The 17,631-nt window shown below is 66.7% G+C and carries 14 protein-coding genes, 1 tRNA gene, 3 pseudogenes and 1 other annotated feature; of the genes and pseudogenes, 7 read left to right on the top strand and 11 right to left on the bottom strand.

Annotated elements, in window-relative coordinates; translation table 11 throughout:
• The first annotated feature begins 412 nt into the window (after positions 1-412).
• Entirely contained in the window at positions 413-574 is a 162-nt protein-coding gene (locus GFH29_RS00645; protein WP_153321576.1) for a hypothetical protein, read from the top strand.
• 24 nt (positions 575-598) lie between these two features.
• Here the strand turns inward: GFH29_RS00645 and GFH29_RS20780 are convergent, their stop codons facing one another.
• Positions 599-1,021, bottom strand: a complete 423-nt coding sequence (locus GFH29_RS20780) for an integrase core domain-containing protein (protein WP_267128529.1) — start codon at positions 1,019-1,021, stop codon at positions 599-601.
• Between GFH29_RS20780 and GFH29_RS00635 the strand changes: the two genes are divergently transcribed.
• The gene (locus GFH29_RS00635; protein WP_153325553.1) at positions 920-2,251 is read left to right on the top strand and encodes an ISL3 family transposase; all 1,332 of its coding nucleotides are present in this window, start codon (positions 920-922) and stop codon (positions 2,249-2,251) included. The two genes, GFH29_RS20780 and GFH29_RS00635, sit on opposite strands and share 102 nt — an antisense overlap.
• Here GFH29_RS00635 and GFH29_RS20560 read toward each other — a convergent pair.
• Positions 2,248-3,347 (bottom strand): annotated as a pseudogene (locus GFH29_RS20560) (IS3 family transposase); the annotation flags it as partial. The gene GFH29_RS00635 and the pseudogene GFH29_RS20560 sit on opposite strands and share 4 nt — an antisense overlap.
• Before the next feature lie 33 nt (positions 3,348-3,380).
• Here GFH29_RS20560 and GFH29_RS00620 point away from each other — a divergent pair.
• A protein-coding gene (locus tag GFH29_RS00620) for an IS3 family transposase (protein ID WP_153325552.1) occupies positions 3,381-4,645 on the top strand; the annotation gives its coding sequence in 2 pieces (ribosomal slippage) (positions 3,381-3,738 and positions 3,738-4,645; 1,266 coding nt in all).
• A gap of 378 nt (positions 4,646-5,023) precedes the next feature.
• Here the strand turns inward: GFH29_RS00620 and GFH29_RS00615 are convergent.
• The 4 genes and pseudogenes from GFH29_RS00615 to GFH29_RS00600 all read right to left on the bottom strand — a co-directional run bounded on the left by GFH29_RS00615 (position 5,024) and on the right by GFH29_RS00600 (position 9,382).
• Positions 5,024-6,286 (bottom strand): annotated as a pseudogene (locus GFH29_RS00615) (IS3 family transposase).
• Positions 5,866-6,008, bottom strand: a sequence feature (AL1L pseudoknot). (Overlaps the previous pseudogene by 143 nt.)
• A gap of 353 nt (positions 6,287-6,639) precedes the next feature.
• On the bottom strand, positions 6,640-7,206 hold the full coding sequence (locus tag GFH29_RS00610) for a hypothetical protein (protein ID WP_153321573.1): 567 nt from the start codon (positions 7,204-7,206) through the stop codon (positions 6,640-6,642).
• A gap of 239 nt (positions 7,207-7,445) precedes the next feature.
• The gene (locus GFH29_RS00605; protein WP_153321572.1) at positions 7,446-7,844 is read right to left on the bottom strand and encodes a hypothetical protein; all 399 of its coding nucleotides are present in this window, start codon (positions 7,842-7,844) and stop codon (positions 7,446-7,448) included.
• A 348-nt stretch (positions 7,845-8,192) separates the two neighbouring features.
• Positions 8,193-9,382, bottom strand: a protein-coding gene (locus GFH29_RS00600; RefSeq protein ID WP_228387673.1) for an IS3 family transposase whose coding sequence is annotated in 2 segments (ribosomal slippage) — positions 8,193-9,101 and positions 9,104-9,382 — 1,188 coding nt in all. Because the reading frame shifts where the segments join, the coding sequence is not laid out codon by codon here.
• 3 nt (positions 9,383-9,385) lie between these two features.
• Here GFH29_RS00600 and GFH29_RS00595 point away from each other — a divergent pair.
• Both GFH29_RS00595 and GFH29_RS00590 read left to right on the top strand, forming a co-directional pair.
• Positions 9,386-9,895: pseudogene (locus GFH29_RS00595) on the top strand (transposase); the annotation flags it as partial.
• A 336-nt stretch (positions 9,896-10,231) separates the two neighbouring features.
• Positions 10,232-10,699 (top strand): hypothetical protein, encoded by a 468-nt coding sequence (locus GFH29_RS00590; RefSeq protein ID WP_153321571.1) that lies wholly within the window; start codon positions 10,232-10,234, stop codon positions 10,697-10,699.
• A gap of 164 nt (positions 10,700-10,863) precedes the next feature.
• Here GFH29_RS00590 and GFH29_RS00585 read toward each other — a convergent pair whose 3' ends face one another.
• Positions 10,864-11,643, bottom strand: a complete 780-nt coding sequence (locus GFH29_RS00585) for a hypothetical protein (RefSeq protein WP_153321570.1) — start codon at positions 11,641-11,643, stop codon at positions 10,864-10,866.
• 69 nt (positions 11,644-11,712) lie between these two features.
• Positions 11,713-12,555 (bottom strand): hypothetical protein, encoded by an 843-nt coding sequence (locus GFH29_RS00580; protein WP_153321569.1) that lies wholly within the window; start codon positions 12,553-12,555, stop codon positions 11,713-11,715.
• A gap of 417 nt (positions 12,556-12,972) precedes the next feature.
• Between GFH29_RS00580 and GFH29_RS00575 the strand changes: the two genes are divergently transcribed.
• Positions 12,973-14,049 carry a hypothetical protein gene (locus tag GFH29_RS00575; RefSeq protein ID WP_153321568.1) on the top strand — a complete coding sequence of 359 codons (1,077 nt, stop codon included), beginning with the start codon at positions 12,973-12,975 and terminating at the stop codon, positions 14,047-14,049.
• A 489-nt stretch (positions 14,050-14,538) separates the two neighbouring features.
• The gene (locus tag GFH29_RS00570; protein ID WP_228387672.1) at positions 14,539-15,738 is read left to right on the top strand and encodes an IS110 family transposase; all 1,200 of its coding nucleotides are present in this window, start codon (positions 14,539-14,541) and stop codon (positions 15,736-15,738) included.
• Between the two features lie 65 nt (positions 15,739-15,803).
• Here GFH29_RS00570 and GFH29_RS00565 read toward each other — a convergent pair whose 3' ends face one another.
• The 3 genes from GFH29_RS00565 to GFH29_RS00555 form a co-directional block, all read right to left on the bottom strand.
• Positions 15,804-17,048, bottom strand: a complete 1,245-nt coding sequence (locus GFH29_RS00565) for a tyrosine-type recombinase/integrase (RefSeq protein ID WP_153321567.1) — start codon at positions 17,046-17,048, stop codon at positions 15,804-15,806.
• Positions 17,041-17,277, bottom strand: coding sequence for a helix-turn-helix domain-containing protein (locus tag GFH29_RS20375; RefSeq protein WP_194289113.1), 237 nt, complete (start codon positions 17,275-17,277; stop codon positions 17,041-17,043). The genes GFH29_RS00565 and GFH29_RS20375 overlap by 8 nt, the downstream gene beginning before the upstream one ends.
• A gap of 215 nt (positions 17,278-17,492) precedes the next feature.
• Positions 17,493-17,565 (bottom strand) — tRNA-Arg (locus GFH29_RS00555).
• Positions 17,566-17,631: the final 66 nt, after the last annotated feature.

The raw sequence follows: 17,631 nt of genomic DNA, 5'->3' as shown, positions 1-17,631 counted from the left end.
CGGCAGACTGCTCGTGCACCTCGAACGCCGCCGCGCCGACGGCACCCTCGCGACGTCGGACTGGCTGCCCGTGCGCAACGCTGTCCGGCTGATCGCGCGCGAGCTGACTCCGGACCTGGAACGGCCTGCGACCCGGGCCCCGGGCTCCCCCCCTACTCCGACTGAGCGAAGGCCACCAGGTTGCTCATAAGCGGCGGTATGACGCGCCCTGCGGAACCGCGGGGATCGCGGCATGTACGGATTGTCGGTGGACGTGATGCGACCATGGGCTGTGCTCCGAACTGCCCGGGTTGTCCTCCGCAGCGACGACCCTCGCGCGTCTCGACTCGCATGCCTCACACGGGTTAAGGGGGACGATCATCAGGTCTTCGAGACCGACAGCCGCTCGGTGCACTGGGAGGAGTTCCTCGCCTTGACCGTCCAGTTGGAGATCGACGTCCATCTAGGGGCGAAGTTCAGTGCCAAGGAGATCGCGCAGGCTGAGTGGTGCCATTTATTGGGCACTTCGACCAATGGCTACCCGCAGCCGGAGGACACGTATCGCGAGCGCACCTACGACCTCTCGTCCGCCTGAAGCGCCCCAGGTTCTCTGCCGGTCCTATACGGGGTGCGGCTCTCGGTTGAGGGCAGCGTAGTGGGCTTGCTCGTACTCGACGGGTGGGACGTTGCCCAGGGTCGAGTGCAGGCGTCGGTTGTTGTACCAGTCGACCCAGCCGGCCGTGGCGTACTCGACGTCAGCGATGGTCTTGTACGGCCCGTCGTGGAAGACCGTGGTGCGGATGCACTCGGCCTTGTAGAGGCCGTTGATGGCTCTTCCCAGATGAGGGTGTAGCGGGCGCTGGCGTGGCGGTCCTGGGATAGGCGTCGAGGTCTCCCAAGGATGGAGGTTCCTACACGCTGCATCCTGAAAGACCTCGACTTGTCTGACGCTACCGTCGGCGAGCGCTCTGGCGCGTTCGCCCGCCCTGACCTGACCACGTTCTGCCGCCTCGACGAGCTCGACCTCGTCGTGACCGGCCAACGCCTCGAGCCTGGCCGCGCGGTGCTCGCCTGCCGGGTCGTGACGCCGGATGAGTGGTGTCGACGCTGCGGCGCCGAAGGCGCTGCTCGTGACACCGTGATCCGTCGACTCGCCCACGAGCCGCTGGGGTGGCGACCCACGGTTCTCGAGGTCGCGGTGCGTCGCTACCGCTGCACCGGCTGCGGACACGTGTGGCGCCAAGACACCACCCGCGCGGCCGAGCCGCGAGCGAAGCTCTCGCGCCGTGCGCTGCGGTGGGCACTCGAAGCGCTGGTCGTGCAGCACCTCACCGTCGCCCGGATCGCCGAGGGACTCGACGTCGCCTGGGACACCGCCAACGACGCTGTGCTGGCCGAAGGCAAGCGGGTCCTGATCGACGACCCGGCCCGGTTCGACGGTGTCGGTGTCGTCGGGGTCGATGAACATGTGTGGCGTCACACCCGCCGCGGTGACCGGTACGTCACCGTGGTCATCGATCTCACCCCCATCCGTGACAAGACGGGGCCGGCGCGGCTGCTGGACATGATCGAGGGCCGGTCGAAGGAGGCGTTCAAGAGCTGGCTCGCCGCGCGGCCCGAGGCGTGGCGCGACGGTGTCGAGGTCGTGGCGATGGACGGGTTCACGGGCTTCAAGACCGCCACCGCCGAGGAGCTCCCTGCCGCGGTCGCGGTCATGGATCCCTTCCACGTCGTGCGCCTGGCTGGTGACGCGCTCGATCGGTGCCGCCGGCGGGTGCAGCAGGCCATCCACGGTCACCGCGGGATGAAGGGCGACCCGCTGTATGCCGCGCGGCGGACCCTGCACACCGGCGCCGATCTGCTCACCGACAAGCAAGCCTCCCGGCTGCGGGCGTTGTTCGCGCGCGAGGAGCATGTCGAGGTCGAGGCGACCTGGGGGATCTACCAGCGGATGATCGCTGCCTACAGGCACGAGGACCGCAGCCATGGGCGCGAGCTGATGGCCCAGCTGATCGGGTCGATCAGCAGCGGAATCCCGAAGGCGCTCATCGAACTCACGACCCTCGGGCGGACGCTGAAGAAGCGCGCCGGCGACGTGCTGGCCTACTTCGACCGCCCAGGCACATCGAACGGCCCGACAGAGGCCATCAATGGCCGGCTCGAACACCTCCGCGGCTCTGCCCTCGGGTTCCGCAACCTCACCAACTACATCGCCAGAAGTCTGCTCGAGACCGGCGGCTTCAGACCACGACTACACCCTGGAATGGGATGAGCCCCGTTGATCGTTTCCATCAGCGCGTTATCGAATGCGTCGCCGACGGAGCCGACCGAGGGTCGGATCTCCTCGAGCGCGAGGTGCTCGGTGAATCGAATGCTGGTGTATTGAGAGCCGGCATCGGCGTGGCAGATCAGCTCGCCGGCCGTGATCGGGTGGCCCTCGCGGTCGCGCTGCCACAGCGCCATCCGTAGCGGGATCATCACCAGGTCGGTCTCCTTGTTCGTCGCGGCGTGCCAGGCAACGATCCGTTGGGCGTAGACATCAACGATGAACGCGACGTAGACCCATCCGGCCCAGGTCCGGCAGTAGGTGAAGTCGGTGACCCAGGTCCGGTTCGGGGCGGCGGCGGTGAAGTCGCGGTCGAGAAGGTCACCGGCACGGGTGCCGTCCTTGGCCGGGATCGTGGTCCGGATCCCCTTGTCACGCCTGATCCCGGACAGGCCCAGGGTCCGCATCGCCCGGTCGACCGACCCAGCAGATGCCTCTGCGATGACGGTGCGTCGTAGGTAGGCGGTCATCTTCCGCCGTCCGTAGAGACCCTCCGGGGCCAGCTTGCGCACCAGCACCCCGTCGGCGTCGGGCTTGGTCGTCCAGGCGATGGCACGCACCGCGTCGACAACGTAGGCATCGGAGACGGTCCGCGCCGCAACGACCCTGCCGGCCTGCTTCCAACTGCGGTAGGTCCGCGCGGCAATCTGGCAGCCCTGCTCACGCAAGACCCGACAGATCGACTCGACCGCGTAGCCCTGGCTCCTCATGGCGTCGATGAAGCCCATGATCAGCGGTTGCGGGGGTCGAGTTCCCCGACGAAGAAAGTCGTTGCCCCGCGAAGGATCTCGACGTCCTCACGCAGCCGACGGTTCTCGGCCTTCAGCGCCTTGATCTCAGCAAGCTCCTCGGTCGTCGCGCCCTGGCGCTGCCCGCCGTCGACCTGGGACTGGAGCACCCAGCGACGCACGGACTCCTTGCCGACCCCGAGCTGCTTGGCCACGACCGCCGACGCAGCCGTGAGCGAGGAGTACTCGCCCTGGTGGTCATTGACCAGTCGTACCGCTCTGGCCTTGAGCTCTTCATCGATCTTCTTCGGCATGTGCTGATCCTCCTGGACTCAAACAGGAGCGGCATCAAACCTGGGGCGCTTCACTCCGAGGAGTTCCGTCGTCAGGCCGTCGACTTGTACGAGTCCACCCCGGGCGCCACGGTCCGCGGCATCGCCGAGGACCTCGGCATCGTGCGCGGCACGCTGCGGCACTGGCTCGAGGCATACGGGACCGGCAAGAAGACCGCCGCTGACGGGACGCTGACCTCCACCCCGTTGCAGTCCAAGCAGCCGGCGGCGAGCTCGTCGGCGCCGACCGATGAGACGCCCGAGCAGAAGATCGCTCGGCTCGAGGCTCGTGTGAACGAGCTCGAGGTCGAGACCACCAAGCTCGCCACCGAGCGGGGGATCCTGCAACGGGCGGCCAAGTATTTCGCCGGGGAGACGCGCTGGTGAGTCGCTTCCAGTTCGTCGCCGACAACTCCGCCACCTACCCGGTGAAGCGACTGTGCGAGCTCGTCGAGGTGACGCGCTCATCGTTCTACGCCTGGAAGGCCGGCGCGCCGGCCCGCGCCGAGCGAGCCACCGCGGACGCCGAGCTGCAGGCACAGATCCGCACGATCCACCAGGGCGACAACACCCTCGGCGCACCCCGGATCACCGCCGAACTCAACGACGGCGCCCCAGCCGAGCAGCGGGTCAACCACAAGCGGATCGCGCGCGTCATGCGTGCCGCCGGAATCGCCGGCTACGTCAAGAAGCGCCGCGTACGCACCACGATCCCCGAGCCATCGGGGCAGAAGCACCCGGATCTGCTCAAGCGCGACTTCACCGCCCCGGCGCCCAACCAGCGCTACGTCGGCGACATCACCTACCTCCCCCTCGCCGACGGCACCAATCTGTACCTGGCCACCGTGATCGACTGCTACTCACGTCGACTCGCCGGCTGGGCGATCGCGGACCACATGCGCACCGAGCTCGTCGAGGACGCCCTCAACGCCGCTGCTGCGACCCGCGGCAGCCTCGCGGGCGCGATCTTTCACAGCGACCACGGGTCGGTCTACTGCTCGAAGGCATACGCCAAGCTCTGCGCCGACCTCGGCGTGACCCAATCGATGGGCGCCGTGGGCTCCTCGGCCGACAACGCGCTCGCGGAATCGTTCAACGCCACGATGAAACGCGAGGTCCTCCAAGACGCCGCCTGCTGGACCGACGAGCCGACCTGCCGCAGGGAGGTCTTCCGATGGCTCGTCCGCTACAACACCCGCCGCCGCCACAGCTGGTGCGGCTACCTGTCCCCGTCCACCTACGAGGCCCGCCGGGCCGCTACGCTGCCGACCGCCGCGTAATCACCCACCGTGTCCAAGATCCGGGGGTAGGCCCATCCACGGAACCCGGCCGGCAGCCACAGAAGAAGGGGCAGCGGACACCCGGTCGGGGGCGTGAACGTTGGGCACATGGACAGTCTGCTCCATCGGCGGTGCGGTCGAATGAGTATGGAGACTCAGACCGGTCGCAGCGGCGGAGACAGGATCTGGGGCAGACCCGGGACGTGTGGATGCCGCCGCCGAGGAGGCGAGCCGTTCGCGACGGCGACGCGTGGGCGACTGGGACTGCGGCTCTCAGTCCTTCGAACTGAACCGCCCCACGGAACCTGAAACCGTGGGGCGGTTCTCGTTGTGCCGAGTCCAGCGCAGCGGTGAGATGCGTCTTGTCGCGTGCCGGGTTCAGTGGAGGCTCTGAACTGACGCGCTGAGGGTAGTCGGCGCCGGGTTGTGCCGGTAGTGCTCGTCCTCGAACTCAACGGGTGGAACGAGTCCGATCTCGCCGTGCAGGCGTCGGTGGTTGAACCAGTCGATGTACTCAGCGACCGCGATCTCGAGGTCGTCGATGTTCTTCCAGGGGCCCTTGTTGCGGACCAGCTCGGCCTTGAACAGCGAGTTGAACGCCTCGGCCAGGGCGTTGTCATAGCTGTCGCCCGTCGATCCGACGGACGCGACGGCGCCGGCCTCGGCGAGTCGCTGGGTGTAGCGCACCGCGAGGTACTGAACGCCCTTGTCGCTATGTGCGATGACGCCCGTGGTCTCCTGGCCGGCGTGCTCGCGGGTCCACAACCCCATCTCGAGGGCGTCCAGCGCGAGGTCGGTGCGCAGGCTCTTCGACAGCTGCCAGCCCACGACGCGGCGGGAGTAGACGTCGATGACGAACGCCGCGTAGACCCAGCCGGCGAAGGTGCGGCAGTAGGTGATGTCCGCGACCCAGACCCGGTTCGGGGCTGGCGCCTTGAAGTTGCGGTCCAGCAGGTCCGGGCGACTGTCGGGACCGCTCCCCGGGACGGTCGTGCGCGGACCCTTCGCACGGCTGATCCCACGTAGCCCGTCGGTGCGCATCAGGCGGTGCACCGTGCACGGGCGATCCGGTGACCGCGCCGGTTGAGTTCGGCGTGCATCTTGCGTACCCCATAGACGCCGTAGTTGGCGGCATGGACCTTGCGGATGACCTCCAGCCGCTGCTCATCGGCGACCGCCCGTGCGGACGGTGGCCGGGACTTGGCGGCGTAGTAGGTGCTCGGGGCGATCTGCATCCCGGCCTGCACAGGACCCGGCAGATCGGCTCGACCCCGAACCGATCGCGGTGCTGGTCGATGTAGTCGACCAGCACCGCGGTGCTTACTTCAGCTTGCGGTCGAGCTCCGCCGCGGCGAAAAACGCCGACGCCGTCCGCAAGATCTCGTTGGCCCGACGCAGCTCCTTGACCTCGCGCTCCAGCTCGGCGATGCGCTGCGCCTCGGCGGTGGTGACGCCGGGCCGGTGGCCCTCGTCGATCTCGGCCTGGTTGACCCAGTTGCGCAGCGTCTCGGGGTTGATCCCGAGCTGCTCACCAACGCGCTTCAGCGCACCCGACCGGGTCGCTGGGTCACGCCGCAGATCGACCGCCATCCGGATCGCTCGCTCCCGAAGCTCGTCCGGGTACTTCCTCGGTGCTGCCATGGCTCTCATCCTTCCGTGGAATGAGAGCCTCCATCAGACCCGGCACGCGACATCTTGTCCAACGACGGACGCCGAACGGCTTCGACCGAGCACGGTCGCTTGGCAGAAGCTGCAAGCCAGGTTTGACCACACAGTTGTAGAGATCCCACAACCGACCAGAACTGAGTCGGCCCGCTCCGGCACCCATACCCCTTCGGGGTCCCGCAGCGGCGGTGCCGCCGAGTGGGGGAGTGGTGTTCCCCGCTTCGGCTGGGGAGGGCCCCCGCCCTCCCCAGACCCCACCCGGGTGCTGCGTCGAGGGCCCCTGCGTATCCCTGCCTGCTGAGTCGTTGGTTGCGGTGGCGCGGTCTAGCTCATCTACGGACCTTGGAGAGTCGCTTGACCAAGTAGTCGAAGCCCTTGCGCGGAGAAACGCTGGGTGGCAGCCAGCCCCACTCCTGCTCTTCGTCGGCGAGGCCGCTCTCGAAGGCGCCGGTTTCGTCCTCGAAGATCAGACCCTGCACGTCTGGGCGGAGCAGGGTCGCATCTGTCTGGCCATCGGCTGGTGGAAGAACCGTGCCGCCGTTCTCGGCGCTCAGCGCCGCGTCTGTGAGGGCCCGGCTGCCGATGACGATGACCCGCGTGCCGGGAGGCACGGCCTCGTTCAGTTCCTCGATGCTCGAGAGGACCGGCTCCGTGCCCTCGGGGGGTTCACCGTCGATCAGGATTTCCCCGCCTCGGGGAACCTCAACGAAGATTCGCCCCCCGCTCTCCTGGCCGCCGACCGACTTGACAGAGTCGGCGACCACGACCTCCAGCACGGCGTTGTGAGAGATGTTGGCGTAGCCCTGCCCATCGGACTCCTCGACCGCCCGGCCGTCGGACCAACCCGCCACTTCACCCACGGTGACCGATGGCTCCTCGTTTGCGAGGGCGTCCACGGCTGGTGCCGGGTCGTAGTCATAGTGCGCCCAACCGCGGACCACGGAAGCGTCAACGACGGAGGGGCTGGCTGCGGGCACTGCTGACCCGGGTGCCGCATTCTGGGCTCCAGCCCTCTCTGAGGAGCTCGACGCGGTTGAACCGTCGTCGCTGCATCCCACAACGCCGGTCAAAGTGAGTGCCGCCATCGCGGCGAGAGCGGAACGCTTGCGAGTCATGTGAGGTCCCCCGGATCGGATCAACTGAAGTTTGGGTTGATGTGCTGGGTGCGGTGGTGTTGCCCGTAGATGGTCAGGTTGGTCCAGCTGGCAGTGACCTCGCCGGAGCGCAGGCAGCTGTGGGCCGTGTCGCCGCCCGGGAAGTCGTTGCCCGAATAGTGCTGAACACCGACGGTGTGCCCGAGTTCGTGGCACGAGGTCTTGGTGCGTTGCTCGATCGGCCGCGCCGCGGCATCGATCGTCGCCATGGCGAGTGTGATGTTGTAGACGTCGCAGGTGCCGTTAGTCCTGCGCAGTTGACACTCGGCTCGACCGTAGGAGCCGTTGAGATCGCCCTGTCGCCAGCGAACGTCGGTGTGGTCTCCGCAAGCTCCGGGGAAAGACGTGGTTACGACCGTCTGGTTGCGCAGTCGCGTCATGGCCGCATCGGCTGCGACCTCCTGATGGAAGCTGGGTAGGTAGCACCACACGTGGTCCCCACCGTCTGGTGGCCCATCGGGCTGTGCAGGATCTGCCACTGCAGTCGGTGCATTCACCACCCCCAAGAGTCCTGCTATGACAAGCGTCATTGCCAGGACCCACGCCTTCATTGTTCGAAGTACCCCACGGTGTGCCATCTGCTCCCCCGGTTCTACTTCGTTCTTGAGTGAGGCACGTCACCTTAGTAGACGTGCCTAGCGAGACCACGGTTCCGCGTGATCGCGACTCGCAAGAAATCGAAGGTCGGGTCTGCCCCCGGTCTGGTTGACACTCGGGGTTTGCGGTCGTCAGGCCACTTCTGCGGCCGTGTAGATCATCTCAAACTCGACGGGGGTGAGCTTGCCGAGGGCTCGTTGGCGACGTCGGCGGTTGTACTTGGTTTCGATCCAGGTGACCATCGCCAGGCGAAGGTCTTCGCGGGTGTCCCAGCGTCGGGTGTTGAGCACGTTCTTCTGCAACAGGGAGAAGAAGCTCTCCATGCTGGCGTTGTCCCCGGCGCCGTAGGAGCGGCCCATCGACCCGACCAGGCCGTTGTTCGCGAGCAGCCGCTGGGTCTTCTTGGCACGAAATTGGCCGCCCCGGTCGGAGTGGCAGATCGTGCCGGAAGGTGAGCGCAGCGCGATCGCGTTCCGCATCGCCGAGACTGCCAGCGATGCCTTCATCCGCGAGTCGATGGAGTAGCCCACGATCTTGTTGGAGTACACGTCCTTGATCGCGCAGATGTACAGCTTGCCGTCCCGCGTGGCGTGCTCTGAGATGTCCCAGAGCCAGACCTTGTTCGGTCCGTCGGCGGTGAACTCATGGCGGATCACGCCGTGTTCGTCCACGACGGCCAGGAGGTCGTCGTGCGGCGCTGGACCGGTGGCGCCGGCCTTGGACCGCTTCTTGTGGTGGCTGGCGGAGATCCCCGCGAGGCGACACAGCCGGTGCACACGGTTCTCACCCACGACCAGGCCGTGCTCGTCGGCCAGCTCGTCGGTGAGGAACCTGTAGCCCAGCGTGGCGTCGTCCTCGTGCAGGTCGTAGAGGACATCGATGAGGTGGGCGTCGTCCCAGTCCCGCTGGGAGACCGGATCTTTGAGCCACTTGTAGTACCCCGCAGTCGTCAGACCCAGGACCCGGCACGCCACCGCGACCGGCACCCTGATGCGGGCACCGGTCGCGGCCATCTCACGGACGAGCGGGAAGACTATTTTCCCGGCAGGTTCGCCTGGGACAGGTAGGCCGCAGCACGGCGCAGGACCTCGTTCTCCTGTTCCAGTAGCCGGATCCGCTTCTTCGCTTCACGCAGTTCGGCCCGGTCGGCCTCAGTCAGGCCGGGGCGCTTGCCGTCTTCGACGTCGGCGGCCTTCATCCAGTTCGTCAGCGAACCTTCGGAGATGCCGAAGTCCTTCGCGATCTGCGCCAGCGGCGCCTGGCCCTTGCGGGCCACGGCCACGACATCGTCGCGGAACTCCTTGGGATACGGCTTCGGCATGGTGAACATCCTTCCGTGCGAGGACGGATCCTCACAGGTCAGGTGTCAACCAAACTCGGGGCAGACCCCCTCTGCGCGATCAAGGACGTCTACTCCAACCGCATCGTCGGCTACTCCATCGACTCCCGAATGAAGTCCCGACTCGCTGTCGCGGCGCTCAACAACGCAGTGGCTCGCCGGGTCGATGTCGCCGGTTGCGTCGTCCACAGCGACCGCGGCTCTCAATTCCGCAGCAGGAAATTCGTGCACGCACTCAACCGTCACAACATGGTCGGATCCATGGGCCGCGTCGGCGCCGCCGGCGACAACGCCGCCATGGAGTCCTTCTTCGCTCTACTGCAGAAGAACGTGCTGGACCGCCGCACCTGGGCCACCCGCGAAGAACTCCGAATCGCGATCGTGCGATGGATCGAGAGGACCTACCACCGCCGCCGTAGACAGGCCGCTCTCGGGCGGTTGACCCCCATCGAATTCGAGACCATCATGACCGCGCCAGCCACTCAGGCTGCGTGACCCAACCTGTCACCCGATCGTGCAGCAGTCCCGTGGACCAGGCACTTCGCACCATCCGCAACGACCCGCAAGCTGTCGGCAGACTGCTCGCGCACCTCGAACGCCGCCGCGCCGACGGAACCCTCGCGACCTCGGACTGGTTGCCCGTGCGCAACGCTGTTCGGCTGATTGCCCGCGAGCTGACTCCGGACCTGGAACGACCGGCGAGCTCGACTCCGCGCTCCCCCGACTCCCGCTGAGCGAAAGCCACCAGGTTGCTCAGCTCACTCGCGGCGGAGTGACGCATCCGTGTGCGTGTCGGGAGGTGGTGCTTCCGGCTCGTGGCAGAGTCGGCCCATGGACCCACAATGGATCGGAACGCTCAGCACATTGGCGGGCGTGCTGGCCGCAGGGGGACTAGGTCTCGTGCGGGACCTCCATGCCGCGAAAAGACAACTTGCACGCGACGAGTCTCAACGACGCCATGAGATAGATGAGGCTCGGTTCGAGAGCCGAAGGGACGCCTACGTCGGTTTTGCTGCGGCGTGCCAGACGGCGATCAATGAGACGGACGAGTATGACTTCGACCATCAGGGCGAGCTGCCCGGAGATCACGGCCACGAGGGACCGCTGAAGCGGGTTATCGGTGCGCTCGACTTGGTTCTCATCATCGGGCCGAAGGAGGCCGCAGACGCTGCTCTCGAGGCCTCGAAGCATCTGCATGCCTGGGCCTTCACCTCTGGGTCGTCGCGGCAGCAAGCGGTCGACTCGGTTGACGAGTTCCAAGCCCTCGCGAGGCGTCTACTGAAGTTGGATCCTACCTGAAGGGTTGACGGCCACCGTTTCGAGCGCCGGTCGCGCGGCGGAATGGGTTCTGTCAGGGCGTTATGACGACCTGCGGCAGGCCGCACTCGCCCAAGAACGTCGGAGTCGCGGCGGCCGGTCAACTTGGAGCGGCATAGCGACGCCCGGGTTCAGTGGCCCGGCCGTTAGTCGAAGGGCCTCAGGCCGTGTTCAACATCAACTGCCCCATGCCTCCGGACTTCAGCGATCGACCACAACCCTCCTACGCCATCGCTAGCGGCCATGTCTGAGTTGGCACTGAACCAGGCGCCGAGCCGGTGGATCGCAGCAGGCCGAAGTTCGGCCAGGGACATCCCAGCGAATCGGTAGCCCGCGTCTCTAGCTGGGACCGCGTCGTCCGCGTCGTCAGCGAGGAAATCCGCGTAGGAGTCTAGGCCGAGCAGCACCATCGCGCCGGTCTCGGATTCGGCGGGGTTCGCGAGCACTGGAACCAGCGGATCGATAGGTACTGGACGCACTGAGGACATTCCGCGGCCGTCACCAAAATCCCGAGCCGGGACGTCGACACGGAAGGCTGCGAGCTCTCCCAACTCGAACCCAACGACCAGCAGTCCCGCGCTGTGTTGGCTCGGCGTCGCCAGGTCTTCGGCGGTCAGTCGCTCCGCGCACGCTCGGGCGACGGCCTCTAGGTCGAGGGCCGCCGGCACATCATCGACTGCTCCATTCGAGCGTGACGTCACAAACAACTCAAGGACCTCCGTCAGGATCACGGCTACAGGCACCGCGTCATAGGTCGCGCGGCCCGAGGAGAGCACCAGGGCGGGGCTGTTTGGAACGGTGTGCAGCTTAATGTCGTCATCACGAACAAGCTGCGGTCTGTCCGGATCATCGGTCGGCTTGACCCTCAGCCCATCAGCAAGTGCCAAGAACCCGTCGGATGCTGCGAGAACGAGCGTGAGCGTCATGCTTGGGAGCGTAGGCGGAGGCGAGCCTTTCAGCGCGGTGATCTGGGCGGCCGAACGCGGCGGTATGACTCAGTCGGTCGGCGAACTCGTGCCAGCAGCTATCGCTGCGACGAGTTGGACGGTTGCCGCCTCCCGCGCGGACGCATCATCGATCGAGCTCAAGAGACGCTCTGCCGCGAGGAACCGTGAGAACTCAAGAGGTTGCGAAAAGTAGGCACGGAGCTGCTGAGCAGCGATGTCTTGAGACCTCATGAAGGTCGCGCCGATGTAACCGGCAAGTCCAGCCCCCGCCGCCCCCAGGAGCGCAGACGAGACGCTGGCGGCTGTCGAGTCTGCAGCGGCCGCCAGAACTGCGCATAGCAAGACGATGGCGAGCCCGAGCCCAGCTGCAACCTGCCCGTAGATGAAACTCTGGCGCGACTGGCTTGTAGCGATCTGGTGGTAGTAGTCCAGTCGGCGCTGAGTCACAGACCAGAGACTCTGAAAGCCGGTTTCGGTCGTGTCGTCGACGAATTGCGCCTCTGCCTCGTCCAGGGCTCCACGCGATTCGAGCAGCATCTTGCTGTCCTCGAATCGACGACGGTAAGACAGGCGCACGAAATTCACGGCGTAAATCACGGCACATGACGCGATCGCAAGACCGGCGAGACTGGCCTTGACGGCGTCAGTCGCGTCGTAGTCGGGATAGAGCCCGCCACTCTCAAGCAGCCACCAGATCAAGACGCCGGAAAGCGCTCCGACTACCGCGATTACCCCGCCCACCAATGCCGCGACTCGCGGCCACCGCTTACCCTCATGAGAAGTGAGCCACTCCACCCGCATCCGAACAGGATCAAGATCATTAATCGGCAAATCCGGAGCCGTGATGCCGAGTTCCGATTCGCGACGAGCGCCGTTGTTCTTTGTACTCAATGATCCAGCCCTCACCTCTCGACAACTGGGGGAGTATAGCCATGATGCAAGGTCGCTGCACGGGTTTCGGCCGGGCCGATGTCCTCGGCTCTCGGCGGAAAGGGGCGCGTTCGAGCTACCGTTTCAGCCCCGAGGCCCGAGTCTTTTGATGAGCTACTGTCCGCCGACGGCGACCTTTGGCTCGACACCACGACCGCCGGCTTCGTTTCGGCCTAAACGCGCACATAGATCGACGAAGGTCCGCGCTGGCGGCGCACCACCCTTCAGGCGCCCCCCGACCTGCTCCGCGGGCGGAACAGTTCTCGCGGTTCCGGGGCTGTCGGCGGTGTGGAGACCACGTCCCAGGTGCGTGGTGGCTCGGTCTGTGGGTCACACGGCCAGCAGGTTTTGTCGGCGTCGGCAGTTAGCGTCAACCTCGTGGAAGACGAGGCAGAGTTCGACGCAAGGAAGTTTCTAGACGACCTGGCGAGGAGCGGGGCGGACCACGCCCAGGTGGTCGCTGCACGCCCAAGTGCGCCCGAGCTAGCGGATTCGATGAAGACCCTCATCGGGCTGTTCTACGAGTTTCTCGACGCCTACCGAGTTGAGGCTGCCGAAGCGCGAAGCGAGGAACCCGAGCAGACCTACGAGTGGTATCCGTTGGCAGGCAGCACCTGCGAAGCAGACTACGACTGGCTTCAGCCCTACGTGCTGGAGTTTTGCGCCGCTCAGAAGCCGGTCAGTCTGCAATGGCTCGGTACCAACCCGACCCGCAACCCGAGTTCGTGGCGGGTCGACCACCTCAAGCGTTGTCTGAATACGGTGATCGACAACCTCTCAGCAATCGGGACGCTTGTCAGCAGTGCCGACCATCTCCGAGCACCGATCACGCTGGCACGGTCCGCACTGGAAGCCGCAGCTATGGGCTGCTACCTCGTAGACGAGACGGTCACGAGGGAAGAGCGACTTCGGCGGACGCTCAACCTGCACTTTCAGGACTTGACCGAATCGCTCATGGGCGGGCCTGTTGATGGTCATGAGGGTGAGGATGAGCTAGAGATTCAAGAACTCATGGCGTTCGCGACGCTGTTGGGCATGAAGGTGACCCAGCCAGCACGGAAGTATCTCGCCCCGGTGATCCTGGCGGAAGGGCGCTCTCAGCGTGACTCCACCGCACGGCTGCTCGATGAGCTACTGCCGGATCTAGGGCGGTCCATGTGGCGCTCCCTTTCCGCGGTCGCTCACTCTCGAGCCGCCACGGGCTCCCTGTTGCCTGACGAGCACGTCCTCCCACACAAGCTCAAGCCTTGGCAACGCACTGAAGCTGTCGCCTGGCACACCCTGCCGAGCCTGTTTGTCCTAGCGGAGCTCAGCACCCGCATGAACTCCGGGATGGGGTGGGACCTGTCGGAGTTCTATGAAGCGATCCAGGCCATCACCTATCAATGGGCGACGGCAGGAGGCCTGTACGACAAGCAGATCCGAGAAGATCTTGGTCTCCCAGCGAGAGGTTGACACGGCCTGACTTCCGGTGGTCCTCAGAGCGACAAGGACGCGTTCAGGGGATCACGCGTCGCGACGACATCGGGGCCGATGTCGAGGCACCGCTTGGCGCACGCGGCGGCATCAACACCCCTGATCGCGGTCGTCGGTGATGTCCGCGCCGGCAACGTAGTCATCCACTACGACAGCAGCGCAGGAGCCACTGTTGGCCGTGAACCACGCCACGGAGAACGGTCCAGCGACGCCGTAGCGCGACCATGTGCGTCTATCTGGGCTACTAGAGGATTCCCGTAGGACCGGCGTCCGGCCAGACTCGGTCCAGGTGCCCGGCGGGCTTGCTCTCTTTTGGGCTGCCCACCCGTCCGCGGGTGTGGCTCGATTCCGGTTTGCAGCCCACCGGGCACCGCTGACGAGGCGTGGCTCAAGAGGGGACTGCCCAGCTCGTAGTAGCAATGCCCACCTCGCCGTCCACATCGGTACGAGCACAGGCGGGAGCAACGCATGGACCATGTCGTTATCGGGGTCGATCCCCACAAGCTGTCCGCGACGATCGAGGTCGTCGACCAGCACGAGCATCTCCTCGGATCCGGTCGCTTCAGCACCGACCAGGCTGGCTACGCCGCCATGCGTGCCTACGCCAAGACGTGGCCGAAGCGCCTGTGGGCGGTCGAAGGCGCCAACGGCGCGGGTCGTCCACTTGCCCAGCGTCTCCTCGAAGCCGGCGAACATGTCGTCGACGTGCCCGCGAAGCTTGCTGTCCGTGTCCGGCTCTTCGACACCGGCCACAACCGCAAGACCGACGCCCACGACGCACACGCGGTCGCGGTCGTAGCCGTGCGCACGACGAACCTGCGGGTGCTCAAGGTCGACGGCGAGCTCGAGGCGATGCGGATGCTGGCCGATCGCCGCGAAGCCCTCACCCGGCGTCGTGTTCAGACCGTGTGCCGACTCCAGGCGCTACTCGCAGAACTCCTGCCTGGCCAGGCCAAACGCGACATCACCACTGGTCAGGCCAAGGCGATGCTGGCCACCGTTCGCCCGCGCGACATCGCCGGGAAGACCCGTCGCCGCATCGCTGCCGAAGAGCTGGCCGAGTTGATCGCGGTCGAGGCGAAGATCAAGAAGGCCACTGCCGAGTTGAAGGCGATGGTCCTGGCGCGGGAATCACGGCTGATGGACATCCACGGTGTCGGTGCTGTGGTGGCCGCCAGGATCCTCGCCGATGTCGGAGACGTCGCCAGGTTCGCTGACCGCAATCGGTTCGCGTCCTGGACCGGTACCGCGCCGCTGGACGCCTCGTCTGGTGAGCAGAACCGGCACCGTCTCTCCCGCGCCGGGAACCGCCGGGTCAACCACATGATCCACATCGCCGCGGTCACCCAACTCCGGCTCGACACCGAAGGCCGCGCCTACTACCGGCGCAAACGCGCCGACGGCAAGAAGCCCCAAGAAGCACTCCGCTGCCTCAAGCGACGCATCTCAGATGCCATCTACAAGCAGCTCGTCACCGACGCTGTCCGAGCCGAAGGCGCGGACCCGGGAGGGCACTGCGGGGCGTCTCAAGAATCCAGCGCGGTCGACCTACCCCCGCACATCGACACTTCGGATCAGCCACTCCCGGACCCGCAGACCCGACGCTACGCCGCACCACCCGGCACGCGGAAGAGCCAACCGGTCGGAACCCTCGCCAGCACCGGTTGACAACAGAGGGGAGCCGGATTGCCCCTTGCCTCGATCGATCGCTCCGCCGGAGATTGCGGCCAGGTTCACGTTCCGACCTGTTCGTCCCAGAGGAGCGCGCCCATCTGTCGCGCGGCGCGGCGTCGTAGCTCGTCGACGGCGTGGGTGTAGCGCTGGGCGGTGGCCATCTCGGTCCAGCCCATGATGGACATGACGGTGCGGATGTCGACGTTCTGCAAGAGCAGGAGGGTCGCGGCGGTGTGCCGGGCGTCGTGGAGGCGGACCTCCCGGACGCCGGCTCGTTGGAGGAGGGCCTTCCACTCGGTGTGGTCGCGGGCTGGGTCGATGAGCCCACCGCTTCGGGCCGGGAACACGAGGTCGTGGGTGCCGTCCCACTCGGATCCGGCGGCGAGGCGTTGGCGGTGCACGGCCGCGCGATGAGTCCGCAGCTCGTCGACGAGCGGATCGGGAAGCACGATGGTCCGCTTCGACGCCTTCGTCTTGGGTTCGACCAGCTGCAGGCCGCCACCGGTGCGGTGGTCGCACTCCGCGCCTCGCTTTCGCCCGCAGGAGGGCGTGCCGTCCGCAGCCGAGCAGCCGTGCGCCCAGGTGTGGCGCTGGACCGACCGGCGGACCCGGAGGACGCCGTCGTCGAGGTCGACGTCGGACCAGAGGAGTCCGAGTGCCTCGCCCTGGCGCAGGCCGAGGGAGAGGGCGATCGACCAGCGAGCTGGGTGCAGCGTGAACCGGGCCGCGACCAGGACCCGGCGGCTCTCCTCGACCGAGAGTGGCTCGACCTCGACGTCCTCGGCGCGTGGCGGCCGCGCGACCAGGGCCGGGTTGAGGGCGAGCCGGCGGCGGCGTACCGCCTCGTTCAGCGCGGAACGCAGGACGCGGTGGACCGCGCGGATGACGTGCGTCGAGTGGCCCTCGGTCTGCATCCGCCGGTAGTGCTCCTCGAGGTGCTCGGGGCGCAGCTCGCTGAGTCGCCACTGGCCGAGGGCGGGGATGACGTGGACGCGCATCTGGCTGCGGTAGGTCGACAGCGTCTTCCACCGCGCCGTCATCGGCAGCACGGACTCCAGCCAGTGCTCGAGCCACTGACCCAGCGTGACGTCGTCCCGGGTCCACACGTAGGTGCCGGCGTCGCGGCGACGCTCGAGGTCGCGGACCGCCTCGCGCAGCTCGGCCTTCGTCGCGCGCTGCACGTGCTTGCGCGCGGTGCCGCCGTCGGGGCGCCGGCCCATCGTCACGCGGGCGTGCCAGTGCCCGTCGGCGCCGCGGTAGAGCGTGGAGGTGGTCTGCTCGGCGGGCTTGCGTGGCCTACTCATCGCGGACCTCTGCGTCCTGGTCTCGCATCTGGACGATGAACCGCTCGAGCTCGCGGCGCTCCACGCGCACGGAGCGCCCGAGGTGGACGACACGCAGCCGGTGGTTGGCGACGTGGCGCTCGACACTACGCCGGGCGCAGCACAGCTGGCGGGCGGCCTCGTCGAGGGTGAGCAGCAGCGTGTCGGCCGCGGTCGTGGTCAGGGGGCGGGGGTGGGTGTTGGTCTCCATGGGCCACCCAGGTGCGGCGACCGGTCCCCGGCGATCACCAGGCCGGGGGGACGCGGGGGGACGCGGCGGGGGGACGCGACCCGAGCCGTCGGGGCGCGCCGCGCGGCCGGCGGAGAGTTTTTGAGCCAGTTTCTGAGACGCAGAAGGCCCGCGTCCCTGTCCGGGAGACGGGCCTCTCAACCTGTTTGCGCAGGTCATGCGGTGGATCCGATCTGTGCGCCTGTAGGGATTCGAACCCCAAACCTTCTGATCCGTAGTCAGATGCTCTATCCGTTGAGCTACAGGCGCCCGTCCTCGTTGCCGAGCGACAAGAAGACAATAGCCGACGGTCTCGGCGAGGACGAAATCGGGCAT

This window comes from Nocardioides sp. dk884 (genome assembly GCF_009557055.1).
Taxonomy (GTDB): Bacteria; Actinomycetota; Actinomycetes; order Propionibacteriales; family Nocardioidaceae; genus Nocardioides.
Note: the sequence above shows the minus strand (reverse complement) of the source record. Positions and strands in the feature narration are given on the sequence as shown.

Coding starts and splice junctions, on each gene's coding strand:
- GFH29_RS20375 (WP_194289113.1), bottom strand. CDS start 17,277: ATGGAGACCAACACCCACCCCCGCCCCCTGACCACGACCGCGGCCGAC.
- GFH29_RS00570 (WP_228387672.1), top strand. CDS start 14,539: ATGGACCATGTCGTTATCGGGGTCGATCCCCACAAGCTGTCCGCGACG.
- GFH29_RS00585 (WP_153321570.1), bottom strand. CDS start 11,643: ATGACGCTCACGCTCGTTCTCGCAGCATCCGACGGGTTCTTGGCACTT.
- GFH29_RS00590 (WP_153321571.1), top strand. CDS start 10,232: ATGGACCCACAATGGATCGGAACGCTCAGCACATTGGCGGGCGTGCTG.
- GFH29_RS00605 (WP_153321572.1), bottom strand. CDS start 7,844: ATGACGCGACTGCGCAACCAGACGGTCGTAACCACGTCTTTCCCCGGA.
- GFH29_RS00565 (WP_153321567.1), bottom strand. CDS start 17,048: ATGAGTAGGCCACGCAAGCCCGCCGAGCAGACCACCTCCACGCTCTAC.